The sequence below is a fragment of the Streptomyces sp. PCS3-D2 genome (assembly GCF_000612545.2).
Taxonomy (GTDB): Bacteria; Actinomycetota; Actinomycetes; order Streptomycetales; family Streptomycetaceae; genus Streptomyces.
Window position 1 is genome coordinate 5,931,191 of record NZ_CP097800.1, and the last position, 24,227, is coordinate 5,955,417.

The following is a 24,227-nucleotide window of genomic DNA, read 5'->3' on the forward strand; positions in this document are numbered from 1 at the left end:
CAGAGGTGGTCAGGCGGCTTCCTGGTCTTCGGGGGCGTGTTCCTCGCGGTCGTGGTCGATCCAGGCCTTGAGGCGGGCCCAGGAGTGCATGGGGTAGACCGAGCTGCACCAGGGGCAGGTGACCTGGCGCATGCTGCTGCGGTAGTGGCGCAGGGTGGCCCCGCACACGGTGCCGTCGACCTGCTCGGCGGGGCAGGGGCCGAGCAGGGTGCCACGTTCGCGGGTGTCGTGCGGGCAGACGATGTCCATGGCGGTCTCGTCGAGCCGGCGGAGCTCCCTTGCGAGCTGCGGGCCTTCCTCCCACTCGGCCACATAGTCGAGGTGGAAGGTCAGCTGCTTGGCGGCCCTGGTGACGCGCTCGTCGTACGTCCCGGTGATGAGGGGTGCCGACCCGCCGCGTGAGGCCTGCATCGCGGACCACCAGTCTTCGAGGACGTGCACGATGCCGCCGGGGCCGCGCAGGGTCAGGACGTGTGCGGACACCGGCATGGGCGCCTCGACGAGGCCCACCCGCCCGTACGAGGGGGCGCCGGCCGCGGGCTGCAGCTCCGGCTGCAAGAGCCGGTAGAGGACGGGCATGCGGCGCAGCCGGCCCGCCGTCGCGGCCCTACAGCGCGGGCAGATGTGCTCGCTGGCGGCCAGCGCCGTGCGGCAGGTGCAGAGACGGGTCATGGCTGCTGTGCCTCCGCCTCGAACCGGGCCGCCAGCGCGGCGTACTGGTCACGCTCGGCGGCGTATTTCGCGGCGTACTCCGGGGCCTGGTCCGAGTAGGCCCTGGGGGGCTGCTGGTTGGCGACCTGCTCCCAGGAGCTGGCGCGCTCCTGGGCCTGCTGGGCGGCGTGGCGTGCCTCGTCGGCGAGGGCCGCCGGGGTGGCCCAGGTGTCGTCACAGATCAGCTCGCGGCCCCCGAAGAGGTGGTCCTGCAGGTAGCTGTGCAGGGTAACGAGCGACATCCCTGCGCTCCGGTCGTAGAAGGCTGCCTTGTAGAACACGGCGACGCGGCGGCGGCCGAGCTCGTCGAGGATGTACGACCACATGTCGTGGTCGGATGCCTCGCGGGTCCAGCCGGCCGGGAGCGTGGCCGGGGCGAACAGCGGGTCGGCGGGGTCAGGGTCGCCGAGGGTGAAGCCGAGGGCCTCGAACTCGGCGCGGTCGCCGCGGATCTCGGTGGGGAGCCGGTCGGAGTTGACGAGCTGCTGCTGGCCACGCTTCTCCTGGCTGCCGATCAGCTCGTCGTTGGACTGGCCGGCCATGGCGCCGAGGAGGAGGAGCTCCAAATCGGCCGGGTTGTTGAAGTTCTCGATCACGGGGTCTGCTCCTTGGGTTCGTCGAGGGCGGCGTTGGTGAGTGGGGCTTCGTAGTTGCCGTCTGGCCATTTCGCCGAGAGCAGGCCGAGGATCTGGCTGGCGTTGATCATCCCGCTGGGGCCAACGCGGTCGCGGACGCTCTGGCACCGATTGCGGACGCGGGCGATGGCGGCCCGCATCCGGCGGGCTTCCTCAACGGTCGCCCTGTGGTTCATGAGGACGCACTCCTCGGCTGTCGCGCCGTTTGCCATGAATCGGGCAGCGACATCGAGGCGCTGCTCCAAGGTGGCCCGGTTCCAAAGCCAGATCCACTGAGCCGGGGTAGACGTGGCGCGCCAGTCCGGCTGCGGTTCTTCGCCCTCGTGGAAGGCGGCGAGCGCGGCCTCGGCCTGCTCGGCGCGCGCGTACAAGGCGTCGAGGGCGTCGTCGGTGATGGTGCTGGCGGTGTGGCGGCCGCTCGCCTCCGGGGCCGACGGGGCGGCGTCCTTGTGCCGGTTGGCGCGGTAGCCGAGGTAGCCGAGGACGAGGCCGGCGAGGCTGGCGAGCGTGCACCAGGCGATGAAGAACTTGAGGAGGTCGGTCACTGGGTCATCCCTGCTTCGCCGGGCCCGCGGCGGACGATGGTGCGGATCGTCTCGGTGAGCGGGGCGGGGTCGATGTGGAGCGTGTAGGCGGCGGGCTTGGGCGGGAGCGGCTCGTCGAGCCACACGATCTCGGTGGCGCCGCCGTGCCCGTGGACGTGATCGACGCTGAGCTGGCCGCGGTCCCAGAAGACGACGCTGGGGTGGTCGCCGCGCCAGCGGACGGACGCGGTCCCGTCGGGCCACAGCACGCCGTCGGCGACCACTCCCGTCCCGGAGATGCCGGAGACGTCCGTGTGGCGGTTCAGGTAGAAGCGGCGGGGTTGCGGGCCCGACTCGGCGCCCGGGGTGGTCGCGTCGGCCTGCGCTCCGTCCTGCGGCCGCCGGTCGAGGTCGGACACCCAGGCCGCACACACCGCAGCAACCTGGATCAGCTCGGCGCGCAGCCGGGCCGCGTCGGTCTCGGCCATGACCTCGGTGAACTCCTCGTAGAGGATGTGGCCCCAGGTGAGGGCGTCCTCGTCGGCGGCGTGCTGGCACTGGGCGAGGGCTTCCAGCGCCCAGGTGGCGTTGCCGGTGCTGGTGCCGTCGCGGTGCCGCTGGTCGCCCCACTTCTGGAGCTGTCGGCGGCGCTCGGCGTCGAGCTCCTCGGCGAACTTGGCGAGGCCGGGGGTTGTGAACAGGGTGGGGTACACGGTGGTGCCTCCGTTGGTGGGGTCAGGCGGGCCGGGCGATGCCCACGGGCTGGTACTGGGCGAAGGTGCGGCGGGTGATCGAGATGGCGGCGGTTCCGCCCCGCGGCGCGGTCACGCGGACGTCACTTACGGTGTGGGCACCCCGGCTACGGCACCAGCCACGCGGCGTCGCGACGGGCACGGCGGTGATGTGGGTGGGCGTGGTGCCGGCGACGAGGACGGTGCTGCCGAACGGGGCCTGGTAGACGGTGCCGGGGGTGGGGTCGGTGGCCATCGGTGTCTCCTGGGGCGGGTGTCAGGCGCTCGCGCGGCGGCGGGCTGCCTGGTAGGCGGCGTGGGCGGTCATGCACGCGGCGTCGGTGCCGCCGCGGTCGGGGCGGGCGTCAGACGGGCTGGGCGAGGGCGCGGCAGCCGATGACGGTGCCCGTGCTGTTGCGGACCTCGCTGTACGGGACGAGAAGGTCGGAGCGCCGGGGGGCGAGAGCCAGCGCGACAACGAGGGAGACGACGTGGCGGACGCCGTCCTGGGGGCGCGGGAGGTCGACGCGGTGGCCGAACTCGACGAGCTCGATGCCGTCGGCCTGGGTGCCGAGTTCGATCGTGGCGAGGCGGGCGGGCTCGGGCTCGGGGTCGATGACGGACTTCAGCCCGAGGCCGAGGTCGTCGTTGCCGTCCTGACGGTCCCATTCGTAGACGCGTATGGGGTGCGGGGTGCGGTTGAGGATCATGGTGTGCTGCTCCTGATGCCTGGGTGGGTGTCAGACACCCGCGCGGCGGCGGGCTTCCTGGTAGGCGGTGTGGGCGGTCATGCACGCCGTGTCGGTGCCGCCGCGGTCGGGGTGTGCGTCGGCCATGGCCTGCCGGAGGGTCTGGAGGGAGGCGGGTTCCGGGTGTGTGGGGAGCTCCGGGGGTGCCAGGTACAGCAGGCACCGCAGTCGGCGGTGGTAGGCCTCGCCGTGGGCTTCGATGTGCTGCCGGTCGACGTAGCTGGCCTTGCCCATGAACGTGAAGCTGATCCGCTGGGGGGTCTTCTTCGTGATGGGGTGGCGGCGGATCTCGTAGTTGCCGGCGGGGCCGTCGTCCCAGTTGGCGTCCCACAGGTCGTACAGGTACTCCACGGGCGCGGGTACGGCGGGCGCGGGCGGGGTGGGGGCGGCGAGGGCGTCGCGCAGCTGCCGGTCGGTGAGGTGCTGCCAGGCCACGCAGTTGTCGACGTCGCAGGTCCTCTTGACCGTGCCGTCCGGGAGCCGGCCGTGGCCGACCTCGAAGGCGAGGCGGACGCCTTTGACCCGGCGGCCGCCGACGACGGTGCCTTCGTCGCCGGTCCACAGCAGGTGGTCGTCCGGCCCCGGGCGCGTGCGATGTGCGAGGCGCTCGGCCGGGGTTGTGCCCCGCAGGTCGGCGTGTGTGGGCAGGCCCAGGTCCCGGCGCAGTTGGCTGACGGTGTGGCGGCCCACTCCGGTGGCGTCGGAGACCTTTTCGTTGCTCAGCAGGCCTTCGCGCAGCAGCCGTTCGGCCTGCTCCATGTCGCCGGTGATCCGGCCGCCGGTCGGGGCGGCGGGCCGCTGGTAGCCGGAGAGGGCGGCGCGCTCGCTCGGGGTGAGGCCTCCGCGGATGTCCGAGCGGTATCCGGGTGGGGTGGTGCCTTCCTCCCGGAGGGCCTGGTCGAGGCAGCGGAGCCTGACCGGGCAGTCTGCGCACAGGTCCTTGGCCGCGGTGTCGCTGGAATGGAAGTCCTGCAGTTTCCCGACGCATGCGCCGAGCGCGGCCCAGTCGGTGGCCGGATCGGTGTCGGCGTGCGGGCGGGACCGGGGGTTGGAGACGAGGGTCGACATCGAGGCCTCCTCAGGTGCTGGTCGGGGCGGTGACGGTGAGGGTCCAGTCGCTGCTGATCAGGTAGGCGGCGATGAACTGGGCGAGGGCGGCCGGGGTGGACTGGTCGGGCGGGGTGATCACGCGGTGGTCCTCGATGGCGGCGGTGATGACGAGCAGCGCGGCGTCCGGGACACCGGTCACTGGGTCGTCCGTCCGGTCGCGGACCGCCACTGCTCGACGACCGTTTGCGGGACGATGCCGACCGGCGCGCATTCCACCCCGGCCTGCTGCGCCCAGGACCGGACCTCGGCCGGGGTGTAGTCCCGGGCGGCCGGCGCGGGACGGGGCTTGGTGGTGCGGCCCTTGCCCTTGAGTTCGGCCTCTCGCGTCTTCAGCCGGTTCAGCTGCTCCTGCAGCTCGTCCACCTGGCTGATGATGCGCAGGAGCTCTTCCTCGTGCTGGTGGCGGTTCTGCAGGGCTTCCAGCGCGGTCAGGGCACGGTCGGCGTACTGGCGGACCGCGGCGGCCGGGTGGTTGGTGCCCCAGGCGAGGAGCGCGACCGCGTTCGGGACGGCCTGCGGCGTCTCGGGCTGCGGGATCTTGCCGCGGGCGACGAGGGTCTTGTGCGTGTCGATGATGGCGGTGACGTCGGCCAGGGGGGCGCCGGTCTGGTCGGCGATCCGCTGGTCGCTGTACCCGTCGCGGTGCAGCTGCATCACGACGGCGGCGGAGACTCTCATGGGCTGTGTCCCTTCTGTGCGGCGGGTCAGCAGGGGCTGACGAGGTGGCGGTAGCCGACGAGGGCCCCGGCGGCGTCGTGGACGGAGTCGAACCCGATGAGGAGGTCGGCGCGGCCGCGCGCGGTCAGGCCGATGGCGGCGTCGACGAGGAGGTAGGTGTTCGGGCGGCTGGGCGGCAGGTCGCGGACGACGTGCCGGACCAGGTAGGTCTGGACAGGGCGGCCGCCGTGGAAGGTGCGCTCGCCCCGGCCGAGGGAGACGAGGTCGACGTAAGCCGGCGGAACTTCGGCGGCGAACACGGTGCACCCGGTGTCGAGGGCGTCGTCGGCGATGACGTCGGGAGCGTCCGGCCCGTACACGCGCACGGTGTCGCCGGTCAGGTTGATGATCATTCGGGGTCCTTCGGGGACGGGCGGCCCTCGGCCGCGGTGATCGGTGGGCAGATGTGCCAGCCCTCGCTGCGGACGTCGGCCACGGCCTGCGCCCCGACGAGGGCGGCGACCCGCTCGGGCAGGTCCACGCCGAGCGCCAGGAGCTCGCGCTGCACGGCCGCCGCGACGACCGCGGCCACCGCGTCCGCCACGACGCCGGCCGGCCGGTTCACCGCGTCCACCCCTGCCAGCGCACCGGCCGCACACCGGACCGCTCACGGGGCGTGGCACGGCCGCTGCGCCCGGGCCGGGGGGCGGTGCAGGTGGCGGCGTGGGGCATGTAGCGGCGCTCGTAGGTTTCGACGTCGGGGCGGTCGGCGGTCAGGCCGCGGGAGCGCAGGGTGCCGACGCCGTCGCGGTAGGCGGCGAGGTTGCCGAGCGGGTTGGGTTCGGCGTTGACGGCCTGGCGGCGGCCGGCGGCGGTGATGGTCCACCGGATCGGCTGGCCGCACCTGTTGCAGGCGGTGACGTCGTAGTCGCTGGGCATGGGTGGCTCCTCAGATGCCCGGGAGCGGGACGCATCCGCGGTGGTTGAGGCACTCCACCTCGTCGCCGGAGACGAGGTGGACGTGCCGGCCCTTGGCGGCCAGGTCCTCGGCGGCGGTACGGGCGGGCGGGACCGGCGCGGGGCTGCCGAACGGGACAGGGGCGGTGTCGGCCCATGCCTCGTGGAGGTCCGGGGCGGTGGGGGCGGCGTGGAGCGTCATGGGTGGGCCCTCTCAGGCGGTGTCGGTGGCGGTGGTGTCGTCGCGGAGGTGGGGGGAGACCAGGCGCCAGCCGTAGACCTTGATGGCCTCGGTCCGGCCGAGCTTGCGGATCGCCCGCCGTACGGCCTCGGGGTCGGTCTCGGCGGCCGCGCGTACGTCGGCGACCGTGGCCACGTGCTCGGGGTCGCGCACCGACAGCAGGAGCGGCATCTGCCCCCGGCTGCTGGCGCTTTTCGTCTTGACCTCAGCGGCGCGGGCGTCGCGCCGCTCCTGGGTGGTCAGGGCCAGGCGCGGCGGCGCGGGCGGCGGGGCGGTGTCGAACGGGTCGGCCTCGGTCGGCGTGGTGTCGACCTCGTCGACCTCGGGCGGCTCGCCGAGCTCCTCGGGAGCGACCCCCAGGGTCAGGTGACCACCAACAGCAGCCGATTCCTGGGGTAGTACCTGGGTAACCCTGGGACGTTGGGGGGCCGGTCCCCCCATTTCAAGGGGGGCCGGTCCCCCCATTTCCAAGGGGGGCCGGTCCCCCCATTTGCCTTCCGGTGAATTGGGGGGCCGGTCCCCCCTATTCGGGCCCTCGGAATGGGGGGCCGGTCCCCCCATCTCGGGGGCGGCCTCCTCGGCCCACGGCGCCGACTCCTTCTTCGGCCGGCGCCGCTTCCGCTCCTCGATGACCGCGACTGCCGCGGCCCAGTCGGGGCGAGGGCTGATGACCAGTACGTACACGGTCGGGCGGCCCGGGCCGGGCGGTTCCTCGGTGGTCACGACCCCGGCGGCGACCGCGGCCTGCAGCCACACCCGGACCTCCTTGATGTCCGAGCAGGAGGCCGCGGCCACGCTCTGCACGCGGATCGCCTTGCCGTCCCGCATCCGCAGCACACCGCTGGTGTTCGCGGCGGTCGCCAGGGCGTACAGGACGGTCAGGAAGCCACCGCGCAGGGGCCGGGGGAGGCCCCGCGTCCACCGCCAGTACAAGGCGTTGCGGTAGGCGTGCGGGACGCCTCCGCTGACGTGGTCCGGCTGCTGCTCGTCGGGCACGATCGCCTCTCTGGGTCGGGGTGGTGCTGCAGTGCGGGCGGGAGCGGCGTCAACGGCACCCGCGGACCCGGGCCATGGCGGCGGCGGGGATGGACAGCTGCAGCGGTTCGGTCTCGTACCGGGCGCCCCGGACGGGCTGGATCCACTGGCGCTGTTCCAGCGCGGCCAGCTGGACCAGCACCATCCCCGCGGTCAGGCCGGTGGCCTTGACCAGGCCGGGGACACCGGGCTGCCTGTTCGCGGGGATCACTCCGTCGGGGTTGGCGAACACCCCGAGGACCAGGGCGACGACCTTGGTGTGGGGGATCATGCGGGCGTCGCGGACGGCCTGCAGGTAGTTCCCGCGGAACTTCCGGCGGGACCCGGCCAGGACGGCGGGAGCGAACCGCGCAGCGAGGTCGGCGGGAGTCGGGGTCTTCATCGGTCAGTCCTCCGAAGTGGCGTCGGCGGGCGGGTCGGGGTCAGGAAGCTGGAGGTTGAGGTAGGAACCGGCAGGCCAGCCCGGACCGGGCGGCGTCTCAGGCCGCCCGGCCAAGGCGTTCGGGGTGTGCCGGGCGCAGCGCCACCCGCACGGGTACAGGCGGGCGGGCTGCAGGCTGTGCGGCAGGAGCAGGGCCTCGCAGGCCGGCGGCCTGCGAGTCACAGGCGGCGGACGGCCACGGCCACGGCGGCCCGCCACCCGGCGGCCACGGCGCGGACCGTGACCACCAGGAACAGCAGGAGACCGACGGCCCAGGCCAACAGGCCCATGAACAGCAGGACGAGGAGGACGAGGGCGGTCAGGTTGCTCATCCCAGCCCGGGCTCTCTCTGGGCCGGCAGCGGCGTGGCGGGCGTCCGCAGCTCCCGCAGCTCCCTCGTCAGCGACTCGTTGCAGGCCTGCGCCTGGAGGAGCAGGGCGTCGAGTTTGCCCGCCCGCTCCCGCCAGGTCCGCAGCTCGGTGGCGAGCTCCGTCGCGCCGGGGACCGTGGTCATCTGCCGCAGGGCGCGGATCTGACCGCGCAGCAGCGTCTCCGTGGCGTCCGGGGTGGTGGACTCGGCCGGCGGCGGGGGCGGCCCGGGCCGTACGGCCAGCCGCGGCCGGGCCTTCTCCTCCTCCAGCCGCGACCGCAGGTACGCCACCTCCGCCTGCAGGCGCCGGCGCGACGCGAACCAGCCGCTCACAGGTCCGCCTCCTCGCGGGTCTCGCGCTCGGCGCAGTCCTCGCACCCGCAGTACGTCCACGACCCGTCGATGAACTCGGCGCCGCAGTCCTCGTCGTCCTCGGGGCCCGCACCGTCACCCGCCTCGGCCTCCTCGGCCGCCCGGCGCTCGTCGTCGGCGACGTCCAGGGCGATCTCGGCGGCCTTCTCCTCCTCGCGGGTGGGGTGCTCCACCTCGTCGGCGTACTCGGCGTAGTCGTGCATGGGTCCTCCGGGAGTCACGTCGCCGCACTCGTCGCAGACGAGGCCGGCCGGGGTACGGGTGTGGCGGGTGGTGAGGTGGGCGCAGTGGGGGGTGTGGCAGACGGCCCAGGCGTCCGGGGCGGCGCGGCGGTGCCGTCCGCTGCCGGGGCCGTAGGGCCAGTCGGCGGCCGGGAGCTCCACCGGCGGGAACCGGTGGGGCGGCCGGCGCTCCAGCGGAGGCCTCACCCCGTACTGGACGAGCTGCACCACGAGGCAGGCAACGGCGAAGAGCAGTAAGGGCAGCTCACGAGGCACGGTGCACCGCCCCGGACCAGGCAGTGACGGCGTCGCCGGTGATGACCAGGTAGACCGTCACGCCGTCGCGGCGGCCGCGCACGGTATACGTGCCGCCCAGGTAGGTCCCGGTCTGCGGGTCGGCCTCGAACCGCCCCAGCCACCACCGCAGGCAGTCGGGCGACTGCGGGCGGACGGTGACCTGCACCTCCGTCGCCGAGCGCACGACCGTCCCGAGGACGTCGGGCTGCGACGTCCGCAACCGCAACGCCAGGTCGGCGGCCGGGGAGTCCTCCTCCACGTCCGGGTCGATGGTGTGCACCGGGACGGTCACCGGCCGGACAGTGACCGGCCGGAGAGACGCGCGGGCGGCCGCGGTCTCCGGGGACTGCAGCAGCTGGCAGTCCTCCAGCGCCTGCGCCAGCTCCTCGGCCGTCGTGTGACCGAGCTCCATGGCCGCCTGCAGCGCGCCGGCCGCGTGCCGGACCCGCAGCACGGCGCTCACGACGCCTCACCGCCGGTCCGACCCGCGACGACGGCCTCCAGCTCGGCGATCCGCTCCCGCAGCCGGTGCTCGGGCGACCCGACCGGCACGACGGCGCGCAACTCGACCTGGCGGCTGCCGTACGTGAACTCCAGCTGGTACCAGTCGTGCGTGTCGTTGTACCGCCGGCCGTCGGCCTTGGGCGTCCCGCCGAACAGGTCGGCGGCCAGGTCCAAGAGCCTCGCGCCGTGCTCTTCCTGGCCCGGTGTGTACGGGTAGAGGGTGCCGCTCAGGACGATCGGGCCCTCCGGCAGGTGAACCCAGTACACCGCGGTGAGGAGGGTGGCGAGGTCCCGGTCCCGCTCGGCACGCAGGGTCAGCCGGGACAGCAGGACCGCGGACTGCGACGTCCGGGGCGGGGTGTTGGGGGGAGTACTGTCGTCGTCCATGGTGTTCCTCGATTCGTTGGGTTGAGGAATGCCGGGGTCGCTCGGGCCGGGAAGTCGGAGCGACCCCTTCTGCGTGGTGCGGTAGCTCAGGCGGCCAGCGGCAAGGCCGGCAAGGCCGGCCGGGGCGCCGTGCCCGAGCGGAACAGCCCGCGGATCCGGGCCTCCTGCTCGGCCGTCAGCGGCGGCGCGGCGGCCACAAGCGCGGCAATGTGGTCCGCGTAGGGCGACGCCGGCCGGGCTGCGGCCTGTCGTGTGGGCGCGGCTTTCATCCGGCGGCCCGTACGACGGAGACCGTGGCCTCGCGGTGGGGGACCGGTACCGAACGGCCGGCCGGGGCGAAGAGGATCAGTACGTCGACACCGATCGCGGTGGCGATGGCGTGGGCGTTGCTGGAGACGATGCACTCTTTCTCGCCACTGACGAGACGTCCCACGGTGGTGCTGGAGCAGCCTGCATTGGCGGCGAGTTCACGGATTGTGACCTTCTGGCCGCTGCCTGTGCGCTCCATGAGCGTTTTCAGCAGGTCCACGTTGAGCAGCCGATACAGGGGCTCGCTCGGCGACATATCCACCTCCCTGGACTATGTGTCCACTGGGGTGGACGTGGCCAGCATGCCACGGGGGTGGACAGCCTGTCCACCCTCGTGGATGAAGTCTCTCTGTCGGCGCCCCAAGGGCCTCGATCCGGTCAAAAATCCCGCCCGGCATGGCGCGCGCGTCCATCACGGTGGACACTCTGTCCATGCTGGGGGGCAGTTCTGCCCGTGTTACCAGCGCGTTTGTGGATCAACTCACGCCGGCAACAGGGACACCTACTGGCACACCGCCCACCGGGGAGTGGCAAGATGACCGCCATGGTCGAGGACAACAGCGCAAGCGCGCCCGCACGGACGGACCTGTCCGACCTACTGCGTGAGCGCCGGGCGGAGCTACGCCGTTCCCTGACGGACGTCACGGAACGGACGGGAACGCGCGAGGATGGAACGCCGTTCATCAAGCGCAGCACGCTCGACAATCTGGAGAAGGCTTCCCCGCGGATGCAGTGGACGCCGCGCCTGCCTGAGCTAGAGGCTCTCGCACGGGCGTACGACCTCCCGCTGCAGCAGGTCCGCGATGCGGCCGGCCGCCAGTACTGGGGGGTGGACCGCATCGAAGGTGGGTCCGGCGGCGGGAGTGCCTACCTCCGCGACGCTGACAAGCTCACCCCTCAGGAGCTGGAGCAGATTCAGCGGTTGATCGACCTGTTCGCAAATCGCACCCCTGGCGGGACGCTGGATGCTCAGGAGTGAACAGTTTCGATTTGTAGTAGTTGTGCGCTCCCTGTAGTGCGCCCCTCACGGAAGTGGCATGCTGGCCTTTCCGCCTGGGGGGCGTGAGGTTCGGTAGCCTGTACCTGCCGATCGATCGAACATGTGGTCGAACAGGTAGTGCACCCAACGCATGGGGGTTTCATGGCAGACGACGACGTCTCGCAGGCGGATGCGCATATGCCCCCGGCATGCATCCCCATGGTGCAGTCAGTCCTCGTCCCCGACGGTCGAGCCGTAGTTCTCCTCGAACGAGAGGACGGCTCCCTCTGCCTCGCCGTCCACCCGCTCAAAGTCAGCAAGCAGGCGGTCGACGAGTACAACAACGCCATCCAGCACGCCGGCAGAACCGGCATCGGCACCCTCGCAGCCGCCCGCCCGCACCCTGCCCTCTAGCCCTGCCTCCAGCGGATATCGATCCGCTCGACATCCAGCTCCACACCCTTCGGCATACGGCCACGCCGCGCCGGGAGCACCCACACCTCCAGGAGGGCATCGATCACCGCGCGCTGCCGCGACAGGTCGATGCCCTCCCACTCCGCCTTAACGTCGGCCGCACCCGCCAACCCCACCAGCGGGTTCGTCACCGACGCCAGCGACAACAGTTCCTCCGCGCGCCGCTTCCGCTCCCGCGCCTTCGCCGCCGCGGCCTGGTACTCCGCCTTACTCATATCGCCATCACCGAACATCTCCGCCAGCTCCCGCAACCGCTGCTCAGCCGCCGACAGCTCAGCGTCCGCCGCCGCCAGGTCGACAGGGTCCTCCTCGCGCTGCGCCAGCAGATGCACCGCGTCCTTGCGTGACAGACGGGCGATCACCACAGCCTTCACGTAGTCGTCCAAGGGCTGCGCCCGCCGCGTGACGTGCGCCCCGCTCGAACACCGGTAGGCCGCCACATGCCTGTGACCCGCGCCGGTCCCCGAGGTCGAACAGCGCACCGGCAGCCCGCACTCCCCGCCGTCCACGGGATGCGCGCACCGGAACAGGCCCGAGCCCAGCCAGCGGCGCGCATTGCTCACCGCGGTCAGCCGGGCCGGATCCTTCAGCTTCGCCACAACGCCACGCCACACCGGCTCAGGGATGATCGCGGGCCACGCAGCAGCCCGGACCTCCGTACCGTGGTGCGACAGCAGTCCAGCGTTGCGGTGCCGCAACAGCAGCGTGCGCAGCTCGCTCGGCGACCACTCCCGGGATCGTGGTTCCCCGCGGGTACCGTCCTCCTGCCGGTAGCGGCGCGGCACGGTACGCACACCAGCCTCCTGCCACTCCCGGGCGATGGACCGGATGGACGCGCCAGCCAGCACCGCCTCGGCGGCCTCGCGCAAGTACCGGGCCTCCGACTCGCGGATGGTCATGCCGTCCGCCTCGTACCCGAAGGGTCGGGGGCCGCCGCGGTAGCCGCCCTCGGCGGCCGTCTGCGCCTTCGCGTCCCGGACGCGCTCGCCGATCTCCTCGGACTCGTACTGGCCGTCGATCGCCGCGCGGCGGGCGTCGCGGCGGCCCTCCGCTGTCGTGAGGTCGTAGCGGCCCTGCTTGATGGTCTCGACGTGGATGCCCTGCTCGGTGATCAGGTCGAAGAAGTCGAAGGCATCCCCGATACGGCGGTAGAGGCGCTTCGGCGTCAGTGCGAGGACCGCGTCGGCCATGCCGGCCCGCAGCATGCCCAGCATCTGCTCGTACTTCGGGCGCCTCTTGCCGCTGTACGCGGAGAGGTCGTTCTCGATGAACACGGCAACGACGTCCCAGCCGTTGCGTTCCGCGCGGGCGCGGCAGTCCTTCTCCTGGCGGGCGACGCCGGCGCCGCGGCCTTCGCGGTCGTCGCTGATGCGACAGTAGATGATGACGCGGAGACGCTTGCCGTCGTGGTAGGTGCCCATGCCCCTGAAGTGTAGGACCGTTGAAGCGTCTTGACAGCGGCTTTGTCCAGTCCATGCGCACCGCGGTGAACATCACCCGCGACGGCGGGGCGATCGGCTACGTCGGCGTCCCGCACGGCAGTGGCACCGGCCTCGACCTCGGCGTCATGTTCGACCGCAACATCACCCTGCGCGGTGGTGTGGCCCCGGTCCGCGCCTACATTCCGGAGCTGCTGGAGGACGTGCTGAGCGGGGCGATCGACCCGTCGCCCGTCTTCGACCGTGCCGTCCTTCTGGACGAGGTCCCGGACGGCTACCGCGCGATGGACGACCGCAGCGCGCTCAAGGTGCTGATCAAGCCCTGACGGTGCCCCGGGTGCGCGAGCCGTGATCCGCGGCCGGTACGGGCCCGGGCCCGCCGTCGGGCGCGGCCGGGCCGGGCGGAGTGGTCCCCGCCCGGCCCGGCCGTTCACCGCGCGGGACTACTTCACGGCCTTGAGGGCGTCCACGACGCCGTAGCCGTAGTAGCCGGTCTGGCCCCACTTGGCCTGGCAGGTGGTGGCGTTGACCAGGGTGCCCGTGGCGTCGTATATCTGCGCCGGGCAGGCCGCCTTGGCGGCCTGCGCCTTCAGCATCGTCCGGAGCTGCGACGGCGTCGCCGACGGGTGGGCGCTCTTGAGCAGCGCCGCGACGCCCGCGACGTGCGGGGCGGCCATCGAGGTGCCCTGCTTGTAGCCGTAGCCGCCGCCCGGGACGGTCGAGAGCACGCGCCCGTTGGCGTCCGGGGTGGCCGGGACCTGCCACTTGTCGCCGCCGGGGGCCGCGACGTCCACGACCCCGAGGCCGTAGCTGGAGTAGTACGAGCGCAGGCCCTTGTCGCCGGTCGCGGAGACGGTGACCACGCCCGGCAGCTGCGTGGGCAGGTCCAGGCAGACCTTCGGGTCGATGGTGCGGGTGACCGGGGTGGTGTCGTTCGGGCTGGTCGTGTCCTCCAGCGAGGCCGCCGCCAGGTCCTGGTTGGAGTTGCCGGCCGAGGCCACGTGCAGCGTGCCCTTGCGCTCGGCGTACCGGGTCGCCCGCCCGATGGCCTCCACCAGCGCCTTCTGGTCGTCGTCGGTCTTGCAGTTGAAGAGCCACGGGTCGACGTAGTAGCTGTTGTTGGTCACCTCGATCCCCTTCTCGGCGGCGAACATGAAGCCGCAGACGACCGCCTCGGTGTAGAAGAGGCTGGTCCCGGGCTCGCTCACCTTGATCGCGGCGATCTTCACGCCGGGCGCCACACCGCTGATGCCGATGCCGTTGCGCGGGGCGCCGATGGTGCCGGCCACGTGCGTGCCGTGGTCGCTGCCGTCCGGGTACGGGCGCCAGGCGCCCTCGGTGGTGTCCGCGACGCCGCCCACGCAGTTGGCGGACTGGCCCTTGGAGAAGTTCGGGGCGAGGTCGGGGTGGGTGTCGTCCACGCCCGTGTCGATGATGCCCACGGTGACGTTCCGGCTGCCATCGTTGATCTTGTGAGCCTCGTCGGCCTTGATCGCCCGCAGGTCCCACTGGTTGGGTTCGAGCGGTTCCTGCCCCTCCTGGGCCTGTGCCGCCGCCTTGGCGGCGTCCGCCTCGCTCAGCCGCTGGGTCGCGCCCTCCTCGGTGGTCTGCACGGCCGACATCGGGGCCGTCCGGGTGGCGCCGACGGACACGAACAGCCCACGCTGGGCGCGCAGCCGCTTGGCGAAGTCCGGGTTCTGGGAGTGTGCGACGACGACCCCGATCTCCTCATAGGCCGTCACCACCGTTCCACCGGCCCGCTCGACGGCCTTCTTCGCCGCCTTCACCGTGGCGTAGGCGTTCAGGTTCGCCACGTACGACAGTTCGGGGCCGGTGGCCGCGGCCCTCGAAGCCGTCGCCGTGTCCGCGGTGCCGGCCAGCGGGGCGGCGGCGGCCGACACCGAGGGCAGCAGGGCGAGCGAGGCGGTGAGCGCCAGGCCGACCGGTACGGCGAGGGCACGCCGGCGGACGGGTCCCAGATGAGCCATGGGTTCTCCAGATCATCTTGAAAAGCCGCCCGTACGCGGTCGCGTCGGGCGGGTCCATGACAAGTGAACCTAGTGCCGACGTTCCCCTTTCCGCCATCAGTTCGAGAAATCGGTCCCCGAAGAATCCAAGGGCGTTGAACCGTCCCGACACGCCGGCCGTGCCGTTGACAGAGGGGGCTCAGCGCCATCGATCCCCCCACACGGAGGTTGTTTTGTCCGTCGTCCCCACCGCACCCGCGTCACAAGGAGATCCCCCCGTGACCACCGAAGCAGCGCCGCCTCCGGGCAGCGCGGGAACGCCCCTGGCGGGCCCCACGGCAGATGAGTTCGTGAGCGTCCAGCAGAGCCCCGAGTTCGCCGAACTCCGCAGCTCCTACCGCTCCTTCGCCTTCCCGCTCACCGCGGCCTTCATCGCCTGGTACCTGCTCTACGTCCTGCTCTCCAACTACGCGGGCGGCTTCATGGGGACCAAGGTCTTCGGCAACATCAATGTCGCCCTGGTGCTCGGACTCGCACAGTTCGCGACGACCTTCCTCATCGCCTGGCTGTACGCGCGCCACGCCGCCGCCAGGCTCGACCCCCGGGCGGCGGCCATCAAGGCGCGGATGGAGGGCTCCGAATGAGTGGAACGCACCACCTGACGCCGCTCGCGGCAGGAGCCTCCGAACACCGCCCGCTCATCATCACCCTGTTCGGGCTGTTCGTCGTCGCCACCCTGATCATCACGGTCTGGGCCGGCCGCCAGACCAAGGACGCCGCGGACTTCTACGCGGGCGGCCGCCAGTTCACCGGCTTCCAGAACGGCCTCGCCATCTCCGGCGACTACATGTCCGCCGCGTCCTTCCTCGGCATCGCCGGCGCCATCGCCCTCTTCGGCTACGACGGCTTCCTGTACTCGATCGGCTTCCTCGTGGCCTGGCTGGTCGCCCTGCTGCTCGTCGCCGAGCCGCTGCGCAACTCCGGCCGCTACACCATGGGCGACGTCCTCGCGTACCGGATGCGCCAGCGGCCCGTCCGCACCGCCGCCGGGGCCTCCACCATCGTGGTCTCGATCTTCTACCTGCTCGCCCAGATGGCCGGCGCCGGCGTCCTGGTGTCCCTGCTCCTCGGCATCACCAGCGACGGGGGCAAGGTGGCGGTCGTCGCGCTGGTCGGCGTCCTGATGATCGTGTACGTGACCATCGGAGGGATGAAGGGCACCACCTGGGTCCAGATGGTCAAAGCGGTCCTGCTGATCGCGGGCGCCCTCCTGATCACCTTCCTGGTGCTCCTGAAGTTCCACTTCAACGTGTCCGACCTGCTCGGCAAAGCGGCCGAGAACAGCGGTCAGGGGGCCAAGTTCCTCGAACCGGGCCTCAAGTACGGCAAGGACGCGACCTCGAAGCTGGACTTCATCTCCCTCGGCCTCGCCCTCGTCCTGGGCACCGCCGGCCTTCCGCACATCCTGATCCGCTTCTACACCGTGCCCACCGCGAAGGCCGCCCGTAAGTCCGTCAACTGGGCCATCGGCATCATCGGCGCCTTCTACCTCATGACCATCGCCCTCGGCTTCGGTGCCGCGGCCCTGCTGGAGCGGGCCGACATCCTGGCCTCCAACAGGGCCGGCAACACCGCCGCGCCCCTGCTGGCCCAGGCCGTCGGCGGCGGTGCGGACTCCACCGGCGGGGCCGTCCTGCTCGCCGTGATCTCCGCGGTCGCCTTCGCCACCATCCTCGCCGTGGTCGCGGGCCTCACCCTCGCCTCCTCCTCGTCCTTCGCCCACGACCTGTACGTGAACGTGATCCGCAAGGGCAGGGCCACCGAGCAGGAGGAGGTGCGCGCCGCCCGCTGGTCCACCGTCGTCATCGGCGCGGTCGCCATCGGCCTGGGAGCCCTGGCCCGCGACCTGAACGTGGCCGGGCTCGTCGCACTCGCCTTCGCGGTCGCCGCCTCCGCCAACCTGCCGACGATCCTCTACAGCCTCTTCTGGAAGCGCTTCAACACCCAGGGGGCGCTCTGGTCCATCTACGGCGGACTCGTTTCGGCCGTCGGCCTGGTGCTGTTCTCCCCGGTCGTGTCCGGAAAGCCGACCTCGATGTTCAAGGACGCGGACTTCTTCTGGTTCCCGCTGGAGAACCCGGGCCTCATCTCCATCCCCCTCGGCTTCCTCCTGGGATGGCTGGGAACCGTCCTGACGAAGGAGAAGGCCGACCCGCAGAAGTTCGCCGAGCTGGAGGTGCGCTCCCTCACCGGAACGGGGGCGCACTGACATCGTCCGAACACCCGGCGTGGCCGTGTCGTAGGTCCCTACGACACGGCCGTGTCACGTCTCGTTCATTCGGGCATCACGGAACGACACATGCGTCCCGTAGTCTCGAAATAGAACGCGTGAAGTGGATCCGATGTCGCGCGTACGTCTACTTCCGGACAGGGGAGGGGGCCCACAGTGCTTCTTGACACCTATGGCCGCGTGGCCACTGACCTGCGCGTCTCGCTCACCGACCGGTGCAACCTGCGCTGCACCTACTGCATGCCCGAAGAGGGCCTGCAGTGGCTCGGCAAGTCCGATCTGCTCACCGACGACGAGATCGTCAGGCTGATCCGCATCGCCGTCACGCAGCTCGGCATCACCGAGGTCCGCTTCACCGGCGGCGAACCGCTGCTGAGACCCGGCCTGGTCGGGATCGTCGAACGGTGCGCGGCCCTGGAGCCCCGCCCCAAGATGTCGCTGACCACCAACGGCATCGGCCTGCGCCGCACCGCTCAGGCCCTGAAGACCGCCGGCCTGGACCGGGTGAACGTCTCCCTGGACACCCTGCGCCCCGAGGTGTTCAAGACCCTCACCCGCCGTGACCGGCACAAGGACGTCATCGAGGGCATGGCCGCGGCCCGCGAGGCCGGCCTCACTCCCGTCAAGGTCAACGCCGTGCTCATGCCGGGGCTCAACGACGACGAGGCCCCCGACCTGCTGGCCTGGGCCGTCGAGAACCAGTACGAGCTCCGCTTCATCGAGCAGATGCCCCTCGACGCCCAGCACGGCTGGAAGCGCGACGGCATGATCACCGCCGGCGACATCCTGGAGTCGCTGCGCACGCGCTTCACGCTCACCGAGGAGGGTGTGGACGAGCGCGGCTCCGCCCCGGCCGAGCGCTGGGTGGTCGACGGAGGCCCCGCCACCGTCGGTGTCATCGCCTCGGTCACCCGGCCGTTCTGCGGCGCGTGCGACCGTACCCGGCTCACGGCCGACGGCCAGATCCGTACGTGCCTGTTCGCCACCGAGGAATCGGACCTGCGCTCCGCCCTGCGCTCGGGCGCCCCGGACGAGGAGATCGCCCGGCTGTGGAAGGTGGCGATGTGGGGCAAGAAGGCCGGCTCCGGCCTCGACGACCCGACGTTCCTCCAGCCCGACCGCCCCATGTCCGCGATCGGCGGCTGATCAGCGCGGGCGCTCCGAGCCCTCCGGCTGCACCCACGCGTCGAGCCCGACGACGTCCTTGAGGAAACCGCGGACCCCCAGGAACTGGGAGAGGTGTTCGCGGTGCTCCTCGCATGCCAGCCACGTCTTGCGCCGCTCCGGCGTGTGCAGCGCCGGATTGTTCCACGCGAGGACCCAGACGGCCGCGTCACGACAGCCCTTGGCCGAGCAGGTGGGGATTTCTTCGGGGGTGGGGGAGTCGGAGGAAGTCACGGCCCCACCCTAGAACGGAAGGGCGACGCCGAGCAGCCACGGGGGGAGCTGCCCGGCGTCGGTCCGTCGCTCCGACGGGGGATGCGGAGCGCGTGAGCAGTATGTCACGCAGGACCCGGTGCAGTGCACCGGAACTTCATGATTGATCTGAGCTTTTATTGAGGTTTCCCGCGTCCAGCGCCGGACGGACGGGAGCCGGGACGAAATGGGAGGGCAGCGACGGCGTCGACTCGCGGCCGGCGTTGGCGATGACCACGGCCACGTACGGCAGCAGCGCGCCCGCGACGAGCGTCACCACAGCCACCGGGCGCGATACGTTCCACAACAGCACGGTCGCGATGACCGACAGGGTCCGCACCGTCATCGAGATGACGTAGCGGCGCTGGCGGCCCCGCACGTCCTCGGCGAGCCCCATGCGCGCGCCGGTGATCCGGAAGACCTCGGCCCCGTTCCGCTTCTGTCGCTTGACCCGTTCCACGTCACTACCACCCGATCGCCGGCCGGGCGTTCCGCTGCCCGGACCCTCTCCACGGTACGCCGCCCCCGCCGCCGCGGGGACAGGGGGACCCTCAACGGTGCCGCCCGAAATGCGCGGTACGCCGGACGGGTCGAAACTGGGCCCACGTGCGCACACCGCGCCGGGAGGAGGCTGGACATGAGCTGGTTGTGGGCGATCATCGTCGGTTTCGTACTGGGGCTGATAGCCAGGGCCATCCTGCCGGGCAGACAGCACCAGCCACTGTGGCTGACCACGCTGATGGGCATCATCGGCGGCATCCTCGGCAACGCCGTCGCCGTCTGGATCGGCGTCGCCGACACCCGGGGCATCGACTGGACCCGCCACCTCCTGCAGCTCGCGGGAGCGGTCCTCTTCGTCTTCCTCGGCGAAATGGCCTACAAGGCGATGCGCGGCGGCAGCCGGCAGACGACTTAGGGGTGCGGCACACGCCGGAGGGGCCGGCCGGACCGCGAGTCCGAACCGGCCCCTCCGCCGTGTGCCGTGCTGGTCCGCCTCCCGCGCCGGTCAGGCGCCGGTGACCTCGACCGCCGCCAGGTTCTTCTTGCCGCGGCGCAGCACCAGCCAGCGCCCGTGCAGCAGGTCCTCCTTGGCGGGGACCGCGTCCTCGGCGGTGACCTTCACGTTGTTCACGTAGGCGCCGCCCTCCTTCACGGTCCGGCGGCCGGCCGACTTGCTCGCGACCAGGCCCGTCTGTGCGAAGAGGTCCACTACCGGGGCCGGCTCCGCCACCTCGGCGTGCGGCAGCTCGGACAGGGCCGCGGCCAGCGTGGCCTCGTCCAGCTCGGCCAGATCGCCCTGACCGAACAGCGCCCGCGACGCGGCGATCACGGCGGCGCACTGGTCGGCGCCGTGTACCAGAGTGGTCAGCTCCTCCGCCAGGGCCCGCTGGGCGGCGCGTGCCTGCGGCCGCTCGGCGGTCTGCGCCTCCAGTTCCTCCAGCTCCTCGCGGGACCTGAAAGAAAGGATCCGCATGTAGGTGGAAATATCCCGGTCGTCCACGTTCAGCCAGAACTGGTAGAACGCGTACGGTGTGGTCATCTCCGGGTCCAGCCAGACGGCCCCACCCTCGGTCTTGCCGAACTTCGTGCCGTCCGCCTTGACCATCAGCGGGGTCGCCATCGCGTGGACGTGTGCGTCCGGCTCGACCCGGTGGATCAGGTCCAGGCCGGCCGTCAGGTTGCCCCACTGGTCCGAGCCGCCCTGCTGCAGGGTGCAGCCGTGACGCCGGTACAGCTCCAGGAAGTCCATGCCCTGGAGCAGCTGGTAGCTGAACTCCGTGTAGCTGATGCCCTGGTCCGACTCCAGCCGCTTGGCGACCGAGTCCTTCGTCAGCATCTTGTTGACGCGGAAGTGCTTGCCGATGTCCCGCAGGAACTCGATGGCGGACATGCCCGCCGTCCAGTCCAGGTTGTTGACCAGGACCGCGGCGTTCTCGCCCTCGAAGGACAGGAACGGCTCGATCTGCGAGCGCAGCCGGGTCACCCACTCCGCGATGACCGCGGGGTCGTTCAGAGTGCGCTCGGCGGTCGGACGGGGGTCACCGATCTGACCGGTGGCCCCGCCGACCAGCGCGAGCGGCCGGTTGCCCGCCAGCTGCAGCCGCCGCATCGTGAGCACCTGCACCAGGTGGCCGACGTGCAGTGAGGCGGCGGTCGGGTCGTAGCCGCAATAGAACGTGACCGGACCGTCCGCGAAGGCCTTGCGCAGCGCTTCTTCGTCGGTGGACTGGGCGAAGAGCCCGCGCCACTTCAGTTCGTCGACGATGTCCGTCACGGTCTCTCGACTCCTTACGTTCTGTGGAAATGCCGTGCTCAGTCTAGGTGGGTCAGACGCCCTTGCTCACCGAACTCATGTTGAAGTCCGGGATGCGGACAGCCGGCATCGCGGCCCGTGTGAACCAGTCGCTCCACTCGCGCGGCAGGGTCTTCTCCGTCCGGCCCGCCTCCGAGGCCCGCGACAGCAGGTCCACCGGGGATTCGTTGAACCGGAAGTTGTTCACCTCACCCACGACCTGCCCGTCCTCCACCAGATAGACGCCGTCCCGGGTGAGGCCCGTGAGCAGCAGGGTGGCCGGGTCCACCTCGCGGATGTACCACAGGCAGGTCAGCAGCAGGCCCCGCCGGGTGTCCGCGACCATCTCGTCCAGGGTCTTGTCACCGCCGCCGTCCAGGATCAGGTTCCCGAAGCCGGGGGAGACGGGCAGGCCGGTCAGGCCGGCCGTGTGCCGGGTGGTCGAGAGTCGGGCCAGCTCGCCGTCCCGGATCCACTCGGTCGCCGGGACCGGTAGGCCGTTGTCGAAGGCCGAGACGTCGTCGCCGGAGCTGTGGGCGATGACGAAGGGCGCGGACTCCAGGCCCGGCGCGTTCGGGTCGCTGCGCAGCGTCAGCGGCAGGTCGGTCAGCTTCTCGCCGAGCCGGGTGCCGCCGCCGGGCTTGGAGAAGACCGTGCGGCCCTCCACCGCGTCCCGGGCGGAGGCCGACCACATCTGGTAGATCAGCAGGTCCGCCACGGCCGTCGGCGGCAGCAGCGTCTCGTACCGTCCGGCCGGCAGGTCGATCCTCCGCTCCGCCCAGCCCAGCCGTACGGCGAGCTCCGCGTCCAGCGCGGTGGGATCCACGTCCTTGAAGTCCCGGGTGGAGCGGCCCGCCCAGGCCGAGCGCAGGCGGTCCGGGGACTTCGCGTTGAGCTCCAGGGTGCCGTTGGGCTGGTCGTGGCGCAGCCGCAGGCCGGTCGAGGTGCCGACGTAGGTGGAGACCAGCTCGTGGTTGGCGAAGCCGTACAGTTCCCGGCCGCCCGCCCGGGCCCGGGCGAAGGCCTCGCCCAGGGCCGGGGCGAAGTCCGCGAACACGGCGGAGGTGGTTTCGGCCGGGCCGTCGGTGAAGTCCGGCGAGGCCGGGGTCCCGGTGACCAGCGGCTGGGCGTCCTCGGCGGGACCCGCTCCCCGCGCGGCCGCCTCGGCGGCCCGCACCAGCGGCTCCAGGTCCTCCGCGGTGACGGCGGAGCGCGACACGACCCCCGAGGCAGTGCCCTCCTTGCCGTCGACGGTCGCGATGACGGTCAGGGTCCGCCCGCGGGTGACGCCGTTGGTCGTCAGGGCGTTGCCGGCCCAGCGCAGGTTGGCGCTCGACTCCTCGTCGGCGATGACGACGCACCCGTCGGCGGTGGACAGCTCCAGGGCCCGCTCGACGATCTCGTGCGGCTTGGTCGATCGGCTCATCGGCCGGCCTCCTGCGTGGTGTTCAGACTGTGCTGTCCCGGGGGGCGACCCCCGGACCCCCGGCGGATCCCGTGGTGATCGTGCGTGCTCATCGGCCGGCCTCCTGCGTGGTGTTCAGGATGTTCACGTCGCGGAACAGCGCGGACGGGCAGCCGTGCGAGACCGCCGCGACCTGGCCCGGCTGGGCCTTGCCGCAGTTGAAGGCGCCGCCCAGGACATAGGTCTGCGGGCCCCCGACCTTCTCCATCGAGCCCCAGAAGTCGGTGGTGGTGGCCTGGTAGGCCACGTCCCGCAGCTGCCCGGCCAGCCTGCCGTTCTCGATCCGGAAGAACCGCTGCCCGGTGAACTGGAAGTTGTAGCGCTGCATGTCGATCGACCAGGAGCGGTCGCCGACCACGTAGATCCCGCGTTCCACGCCGCCGATGAGGTCCTCGGTCGACAGTCCGCCGGGGTCCGGCTGGAGGGACACGTTCGCCATCCGCTGGACGGGCACGTGCCCGGGGGAGTCGGCGAAGGCGCAGCCGTTGGAACGTCCGAGGCCGGTCAGCCTCGCGATCCGCCGGTCGAGCTGGTAGCCGACCAGGGTGCCGTCCTTGACCAGGTCCCAGCTCTGCGCCTGGACGCCCTCGTCGTCGAAGCCGACGGTGGCCAGCCCGTGCTCGGCGGTGCGGTCGCCCGTCACGTTCATGATCGGAGAGCCGTACCTGAGCTTGCCGAGCTGGTCGAAGGTGGCGAAGGAGGTGCCCGCGTACGCCGCCTCGTAGCCCAGCGCCCGGTCGAGCTCGGTGGCGTGGCCGATCGACTCGTGGATGGTGAGCCACAGGTTGGACGGATCGACCACCAGGTCGTAACGCCCGGCCTGCACGCTCGGTGCCCGCATCTTCTCGGCGAGCAGGCCGGGGATCTCCTCCAGCTCGGCGTTCCAGTCCCAGCCGGTGCCCGTCAGGTACTCCCAGCCGCGGCCGGCGGGTGGGGCGATGGTGCGCATCGAGTCGAACTCGCCCGTCGTGCCGTTCACCGCGACCGCCGTGAGCTGCGGGTGGATCCGGACCCGCTGCTGCGTGGTCGTGGTGCCCGCGGTGTCGGCGTAGAACTTGTTCTCGTGTACGGCGAGCAGCGACGCGTCCACGTGCGCCACGCCGTCGGCCGCCAGAAGACGGGAGCTCCAGTCGGCGAGCAGCGCGGCCTTCTCCGCGTCCGGCACCTCGAAGGGGTTCACCTCGTAGGCGGAGATCCACGTCTGGTCCGCGTGCACCGGCTCCTCGGCGAGCTCCACGCGCTCGTCCGAACCGGCGGCCCTGAGCACCTGCGCGGACAGCTTCGCCATGGCCACGGCCTGGGAGGCCACCCTGGCGGCGCCGTCCATGGTCAGGTCCACGCCGGAGGCGAAGCCCCAGCTGCCGGCGTGTACGACCCGGACCGCGTAGCCGAGGTCGGTGGTGTCGGACCCGCCGGAGGGCTTGGCGTCACGCAGCCGCCACGAGGCGCTGCGGATCCGCTCCAGCCGGAAGTCGGCATGGTCGGCACCCAGCGCGCGGGCCCGGGCGAGCGCCGCGTCGGCGAGCGCCCGCAGGGGCAGCGCGGTGAAGGCCGCGTCGATGGAATGGGGCACGGAAGTCCTCCCGGGGTCGGGGACGGTCGCCCCGATCATGTCGCGATCGGGGTGCTTGTGCCTACATCTTTCTGTAGGGACTCGACAGAGCCCGCTGCGC

Annotated in this window: 34 protein-coding genes and 1 pseudogene; 7 read left to right on the forward strand and 28 right to left on the reverse strand. The window is 71.6% G+C overall.

Features of this window, described 5'->3' with window-relative positions; translation table 11 throughout:
* Positions 1 to 9: 9 nt before the first annotated feature.
* From AW27_RS26455 to AW27_RS26555, 21 genes are all read right to left on the reverse strand, one after another.
* Positions 10 to 672, reverse strand: coding sequence for a hypothetical protein (locus tag AW27_RS26455; protein ID WP_052031398.1), 663 nt, complete (start codon positions 670 to 672; stop codon positions 10 to 12).
* Entirely contained in the window at positions 669 to 1,307 is a 639-nt protein-coding gene (locus AW27_RS26460; RefSeq protein WP_037930787.1) for a hypothetical protein, read from the reverse strand. Before AW27_RS26460 ends, AW27_RS26455 begins: the two co-directional genes overlap by 4 nt.
* Positions 1,304 to 1,891, reverse strand: a complete 588-nt coding sequence (locus AW27_RS26465; protein WP_304949914.1) for a hypothetical protein — start codon at positions 1,889 to 1,891, stop codon at positions 1,304 to 1,306. Before AW27_RS26465 ends, AW27_RS26460 begins: the two co-directional genes overlap by 4 nt.
* Positions 1,888 to 2,583: a hypothetical protein gene (locus tag AW27_RS26470; protein WP_304949915.1), complete on the reverse strand. Its 696-nt coding sequence runs from the start codon at positions 2,581 to 2,583 to the stop codon at positions 1,888 to 1,890. The genes AW27_RS26465 and AW27_RS26470 overlap by 4 nt, the downstream gene beginning before the upstream one ends.
* 22 nt (positions 2,584 to 2,605) lie before the next feature.
* Positions 2,606 to 2,857: a hypothetical protein gene (locus AW27_RS26475; protein ID WP_304949916.1), complete on the reverse strand. Its 252-nt coding sequence runs from the start codon at positions 2,855 to 2,857 to the stop codon at positions 2,606 to 2,608.
* Between the two features lie 109 nt (positions 2,858 to 2,966).
* The gene (locus AW27_RS26480) at positions 2,967 to 3,311 is read right to left on the reverse strand and encodes a protein-tyrosine phosphatase family protein (RefSeq protein ID WP_037930793.1); all 345 of its coding nucleotides are present in this window, start codon (positions 3,309 to 3,311) and stop codon (positions 2,967 to 2,969) included.
* A gap of 30 nt (positions 3,312 to 3,341) precedes the next feature.
* Positions 3,342 to 4,418, reverse strand: a complete 1,077-nt coding sequence (locus AW27_RS26485) for a WhiB family transcriptional regulator (RefSeq protein WP_052031399.1) — start codon at positions 4,416 to 4,418, stop codon at positions 3,342 to 3,344.
* 10 nt (positions 4,419 to 4,428) lie between these two features.
* Positions 4,429 to 4,599, reverse strand: a complete 171-nt coding sequence (locus AW27_RS26490; RefSeq protein ID WP_157840339.1) for a hypothetical protein — start codon at positions 4,597 to 4,599, stop codon at positions 4,429 to 4,431.
* On the reverse strand, positions 4,596 to 5,138 hold the full coding sequence (locus AW27_RS26495; protein ID WP_304949917.1) for a hypothetical protein: 543 nt from the start codon (positions 5,136 to 5,138) through the stop codon (positions 4,596 to 4,598). Before AW27_RS26495 ends, AW27_RS26490 begins: the two co-directional genes overlap by 4 nt.
* Positions 5,139 to 5,164: 26 nt before the next feature.
* Positions 5,165 to 5,530, reverse strand: coding sequence for a hypothetical protein (locus AW27_RS26500; protein WP_037930797.1), 366 nt, complete (start codon positions 5,528 to 5,530; stop codon positions 5,165 to 5,167).
* Positions 5,527 to 5,751 (reverse strand): hypothetical protein, encoded by a 225-nt coding sequence (locus tag AW27_RS26505; protein ID WP_037930800.1) that lies wholly within the window; start codon positions 5,749 to 5,751, stop codon positions 5,527 to 5,529. The genes AW27_RS26500 and AW27_RS26505 overlap by 4 nt, the downstream gene beginning before the upstream one ends.
* A complete protein-coding gene (locus AW27_RS26510) occupies positions 5,739 to 6,056 on the reverse strand; it encodes a hypothetical protein (RefSeq protein ID WP_052031400.1) in 318 nt (105 codons plus the stop codon). The genes AW27_RS26505 and AW27_RS26510 overlap by 13 nt, the downstream gene beginning before the upstream one ends.
* Before the next feature lie 10 nt (positions 6,057 to 6,066).
* Positions 6,067 to 6,276, reverse strand: a complete 210-nt coding sequence (locus AW27_RS26515; RefSeq protein ID WP_037930802.1) for a hypothetical protein — start codon at positions 6,274 to 6,276, stop codon at positions 6,067 to 6,069.
* 12 nt (positions 6,277 to 6,288) lie between these two features.
* Positions 6,289 to 7,311 carry a hypothetical protein gene (locus AW27_RS26520; RefSeq protein ID WP_037930806.1) on the reverse strand — a complete coding sequence of 341 codons (1,023 nt, stop codon included), beginning with the start codon at positions 7,309 to 7,311 and terminating at the stop codon, positions 6,289 to 6,291.
* Positions 7,312 to 7,360: 49 nt separating this feature from the next.
* On the reverse strand, positions 7,361 to 7,732 hold the full coding sequence (locus AW27_RS26525; protein ID WP_037930809.1) for a hypothetical protein: 372 nt from the start codon (positions 7,730 to 7,732) through the stop codon (positions 7,361 to 7,363).
* 218 nt (positions 7,733 to 7,950) lie between these two features.
* Entirely contained in the window at positions 7,951 to 8,103 is a 153-nt protein-coding gene (locus AW27_RS26530) for a hypothetical protein (RefSeq protein ID WP_157840341.1), read from the reverse strand.
* On the reverse strand, positions 8,100 to 8,474 hold the full coding sequence (locus tag AW27_RS26535; RefSeq protein ID WP_037930813.1) for a hypothetical protein: 375 nt from the start codon (positions 8,472 to 8,474) through the stop codon (positions 8,100 to 8,102). Before AW27_RS26535 ends, AW27_RS26530 begins: the two co-directional genes overlap by 4 nt.
* Positions 8,471 to 9,010: a hypothetical protein gene (locus AW27_RS26540; RefSeq protein ID WP_157840342.1), complete on the reverse strand. Its 540-nt coding sequence runs from the start codon at positions 9,008 to 9,010 to the stop codon at positions 8,471 to 8,473. Before AW27_RS26540 ends, AW27_RS26535 begins: the two co-directional genes overlap by 4 nt.
* Positions 9,000 to 9,494, reverse strand: coding sequence for a hypothetical protein (locus tag AW27_RS26545; RefSeq protein WP_037930820.1), 495 nt, complete (start codon positions 9,492 to 9,494; stop codon positions 9,000 to 9,002). Before AW27_RS26545 ends, AW27_RS26540 begins: the two co-directional genes overlap by 11 nt.
* A complete protein-coding gene (locus tag AW27_RS26550) occupies positions 9,491 to 9,922 on the reverse strand; it encodes a hypothetical protein (RefSeq protein WP_304949918.1) in 432 nt (143 codons plus the stop codon). Before AW27_RS26550 ends, AW27_RS26545 begins: the two co-directional genes overlap by 4 nt.
* 265 nt (positions 9,923 to 10,187) lie before the next feature.
* The gene (locus tag AW27_RS26555; protein WP_052031392.1) at positions 10,188 to 10,487 is read right to left on the reverse strand and encodes a helix-turn-helix domain-containing protein; all 300 of its coding nucleotides are present in this window, start codon (positions 10,485 to 10,487) and stop codon (positions 10,188 to 10,190) included.
* Positions 10,488 to 10,766: 279 nt separating this feature from the next.
* Between AW27_RS26555 and AW27_RS26560 the strand changes: the two genes are divergently transcribed.
* Positions 10,767 to 11,210: a helix-turn-helix domain-containing protein gene (locus AW27_RS26560; protein WP_037930618.1), complete on the forward strand. Its 444-nt coding sequence runs from the start codon at positions 10,767 to 10,769 to the stop codon at positions 11,208 to 11,210.
* 219 nt (positions 11,211 to 11,429) lie between these two features.
* Complete coding sequence (locus tag AW27_RS26565) at positions 11,430 to 11,624, forward strand: hypothetical protein (protein WP_157840335.1); 195 nt, start codon at positions 11,430 to 11,432, stop codon at positions 11,622 to 11,624.
* Here the strand turns inward: AW27_RS26565 and AW27_RS26570 are convergent.
* Positions 11,621 to 13,105, reverse strand: coding sequence for a recombinase family protein (locus tag AW27_RS26570; protein ID WP_037930620.1), 1,485 nt, complete (start codon positions 13,103 to 13,105; stop codon positions 11,621 to 11,623). The two genes, AW27_RS26565 and AW27_RS26570, sit on opposite strands and share 4 nt — an antisense overlap.
* Positions 13,106 to 13,143: 38 nt before the next feature.
* On the opposite strand from AW27_RS26570, the pseudogene AW27_RS26575 reads away from it, so the two are divergent.
* Positions 13,144 to 13,449 (forward strand): annotated as a pseudogene (locus tag AW27_RS26575) (IMP dehydrogenase); the annotation flags it as partial.
* 117 nt (positions 13,450 to 13,566) lie between these two features.
* Here the strand turns inward: AW27_RS26575 and AW27_RS26580 are convergent.
* Positions 13,567 to 15,111 (reverse strand): S8 family serine peptidase, encoded by a 1,545-nt coding sequence (locus AW27_RS26580; protein WP_037930625.1) that lies wholly within the window; start codon positions 15,109 to 15,111, stop codon positions 13,567 to 13,569.
* A gap of 257 nt (positions 15,112 to 15,368) precedes the next feature.
* On the opposite strand from AW27_RS26580, the gene AW27_RS26585 reads away from it, so the two are divergent.
* From AW27_RS26585 to moaA, 3 genes are all read left to right on the forward strand, one after another.
* Complete coding sequence (locus AW27_RS26585) at positions 15,369 to 15,734, forward strand: DUF485 domain-containing protein (protein WP_037930627.1); 366 nt, start codon at positions 15,369 to 15,371, stop codon at positions 15,732 to 15,734.
* Complete coding sequence (locus AW27_RS26590; protein WP_037930631.1) at positions 15,731 to 17,359, forward strand: solute symporter family protein; 1,629 nt, start codon at positions 15,731 to 15,733, stop codon at positions 17,357 to 17,359. The genes AW27_RS26585 and AW27_RS26590 overlap by 4 nt, the downstream gene beginning before the upstream one ends.
* Before the next feature lie 177 nt (positions 17,360 to 17,536).
* On the forward strand, positions 17,537 to 18,526 hold the full coding sequence (gene moaA / locus AW27_RS26595) for a GTP 3',8-cyclase MoaA (protein ID WP_037930634.1): 990 nt from the start codon (positions 17,537 to 17,539) through the stop codon (positions 18,524 to 18,526).
* Here moaA and AW27_RS26600 read toward each other — a convergent pair whose 3' ends face one another.
* Both AW27_RS26600 and AW27_RS26605 read right to left on the reverse strand, forming a co-directional pair.
* Positions 18,527 to 18,778, reverse strand: coding sequence for a hypothetical protein (locus AW27_RS26600; protein ID WP_037930637.1), 252 nt, complete (start codon positions 18,776 to 18,778; stop codon positions 18,527 to 18,529).
* 136 nt (positions 18,779 to 18,914) lie between these two features.
* Positions 18,915 to 19,193: a DUF3099 domain-containing protein gene (locus AW27_RS26605; protein ID WP_052031394.1), complete on the reverse strand. Its 279-nt coding sequence runs from the start codon at positions 19,191 to 19,193 to the stop codon at positions 18,915 to 18,917.
* 240 nt (positions 19,194 to 19,433) lie between these two features.
* Between AW27_RS26605 and AW27_RS26610 the strand changes: the two genes are divergently transcribed.
* Positions 19,434 to 19,712: a GlsB/YeaQ/YmgE family stress response membrane protein gene (locus AW27_RS26610; RefSeq protein WP_037930642.1), complete on the forward strand. Its 279-nt coding sequence runs from the start codon at positions 19,434 to 19,436 to the stop codon at positions 19,710 to 19,712.
* 90 nt (positions 19,713 to 19,802) lie between these two features.
* Here the strand turns inward: AW27_RS26610 and tyrS are convergent, their stop codons facing one another.
* From tyrS to AW27_RS26625, 3 genes are all read right to left on the reverse strand, one after another.
* A complete protein-coding gene (gene tyrS, locus AW27_RS26615) occupies positions 19,803 to 21,071 on the reverse strand; it encodes a tyrosine--tRNA ligase (RefSeq protein WP_037930644.1) in 1,269 nt (422 codons plus the stop codon).
* A 52-nt stretch (positions 21,072 to 21,123) separates the two neighbouring features.
* Positions 21,124 to 22,515, reverse strand: a complete 1,392-nt coding sequence (locus AW27_RS26620; RefSeq protein ID WP_037930650.1) for a metallopeptidase TldD-related protein — start codon at positions 22,513 to 22,515, stop codon at positions 21,124 to 21,126.
* An 88-nt stretch (positions 22,516 to 22,603) separates the two neighbouring features.
* Positions 22,604 to 24,127, reverse strand: coding sequence for a TldD/PmbA family protein (locus AW27_RS26625; protein ID WP_037930653.1), 1,524 nt, complete (start codon positions 24,125 to 24,127; stop codon positions 22,604 to 22,606).
* Between the last annotated feature and the right edge of the window lie 100 nt (positions 24,128 to 24,227).

Coding starts and splice junctions, on each gene's coding strand:
- AW27_RS26610 (WP_037930642.1), top strand. CDS start 19,434: ATGAGCTGGTTGTGGGCGATCATCGTCGGTTTCGTACTGGGGCTGATA.
- AW27_RS26565 (WP_157840335.1), top strand. CDS start 11,430: ATGGTGCAGTCAGTCCTCGTCCCCGACGGTCGAGCCGTAGTTCTCCTC.
- AW27_RS26475 (WP_304949916.1), bottom strand. CDS start 2,857: ATGGCCACCGACCCCACCCCCGGCACCGTCTACCAGGCCCCGTTCGGC.
- AW27_RS26510 (WP_052031400.1), bottom strand. CDS start 6,056: ATGCCCAGCGACTACGACGTCACCGCCTGCAACAGGTGCGGCCAGCCG.
- AW27_RS26590 (WP_037930631.1), top strand. CDS start 15,731: ATGAGTGGAACGCACCACCTGACGCCGCTCGCGGCAGGAGCCTCCGAA.
- AW27_RS26560 (WP_037930618.1), top strand. CDS start 10,767: ATGACCGCCATGGTCGAGGACAACAGCGCAAGCGCGCCCGCACGGACG.
- AW27_RS26620 (WP_037930650.1), bottom strand. CDS start 22,515: ATGAGCCGATCGACCAAGCCGCACGAGATCGTCGAGCGGGCCCTGGAG.
- AW27_RS26570 (WP_037930620.1), bottom strand. CDS start 13,105: ATGGGCACCTACCACGACGGCAAGCGTCTCCGCGTCATCATCTACTGT.
- AW27_RS26550 (WP_304949918.1), bottom strand. CDS start 9,922: ATGGACGACGACAGTACTCCCCCCAACACCCCGCCCCGGACGTCGCAG.
- AW27_RS26495 (WP_304949917.1), bottom strand. CDS start 5,138: ATGAGAGTCTCCGCCGCCGTCGTGATGCAGCTGCACCGCGACGGGTAC.
- AW27_RS26525 (WP_037930809.1), bottom strand. CDS start 7,732: ATGAAGACCCCGACTCCCGCCGACCTCGCTGCGCGGTTCGCTCCCGCC.
- AW27_RS26530 (WP_157840341.1), bottom strand. CDS start 8,103: ATGAGCAACCTGACCGCCCTCGTCCTCCTCGTCCTGCTGTTCATGGGC.
- AW27_RS26485 (WP_052031399.1), bottom strand. CDS start 4,418: ATGTCGACCCTCGTCTCCAACCCCCGGTCCCGCCCGCACGCCGACACC.
- AW27_RS26605 (WP_052031394.1), bottom strand. CDS start 19,193: ATGGGGCTCGCCGAGGACGTGCGGGGCCGCCAGCGCCGCTACGTCATC.
- AW27_RS26580 (WP_037930625.1), bottom strand. CDS start 15,111: ATGGCTCATCTGGGACCCGTCCGCCGGCGTGCCCTCGCCGTACCGGTC.
- AW27_RS26455 (WP_052031398.1), bottom strand. CDS start 672: ATGACCCGTCTCTGCACCTGCCGCACGGCGCTGGCCGCCAGCGAGCAC.
- AW27_RS26515 (WP_037930802.1), bottom strand. CDS start 6,276: ATGACGCTCCACGCCGCCCCCACCGCCCCGGACCTCCACGAGGCATGG.
- AW27_RS26500 (WP_037930797.1), bottom strand. CDS start 5,530: ATGATCATCAACCTGACCGGCGACACCGTGCGCGTGTACGGGCCGGAC.
- AW27_RS26480 (WP_037930793.1), bottom strand. CDS start 3,311: ATGATCCTCAACCGCACCCCGCACCCCATACGCGTCTACGAATGGGAC.
- AW27_RS26555 (WP_052031392.1), bottom strand. CDS start 10,487: ATGTCGCCGAGCGAGCCCCTGTATCGGCTGCTCAACGTGGACCTGCTG.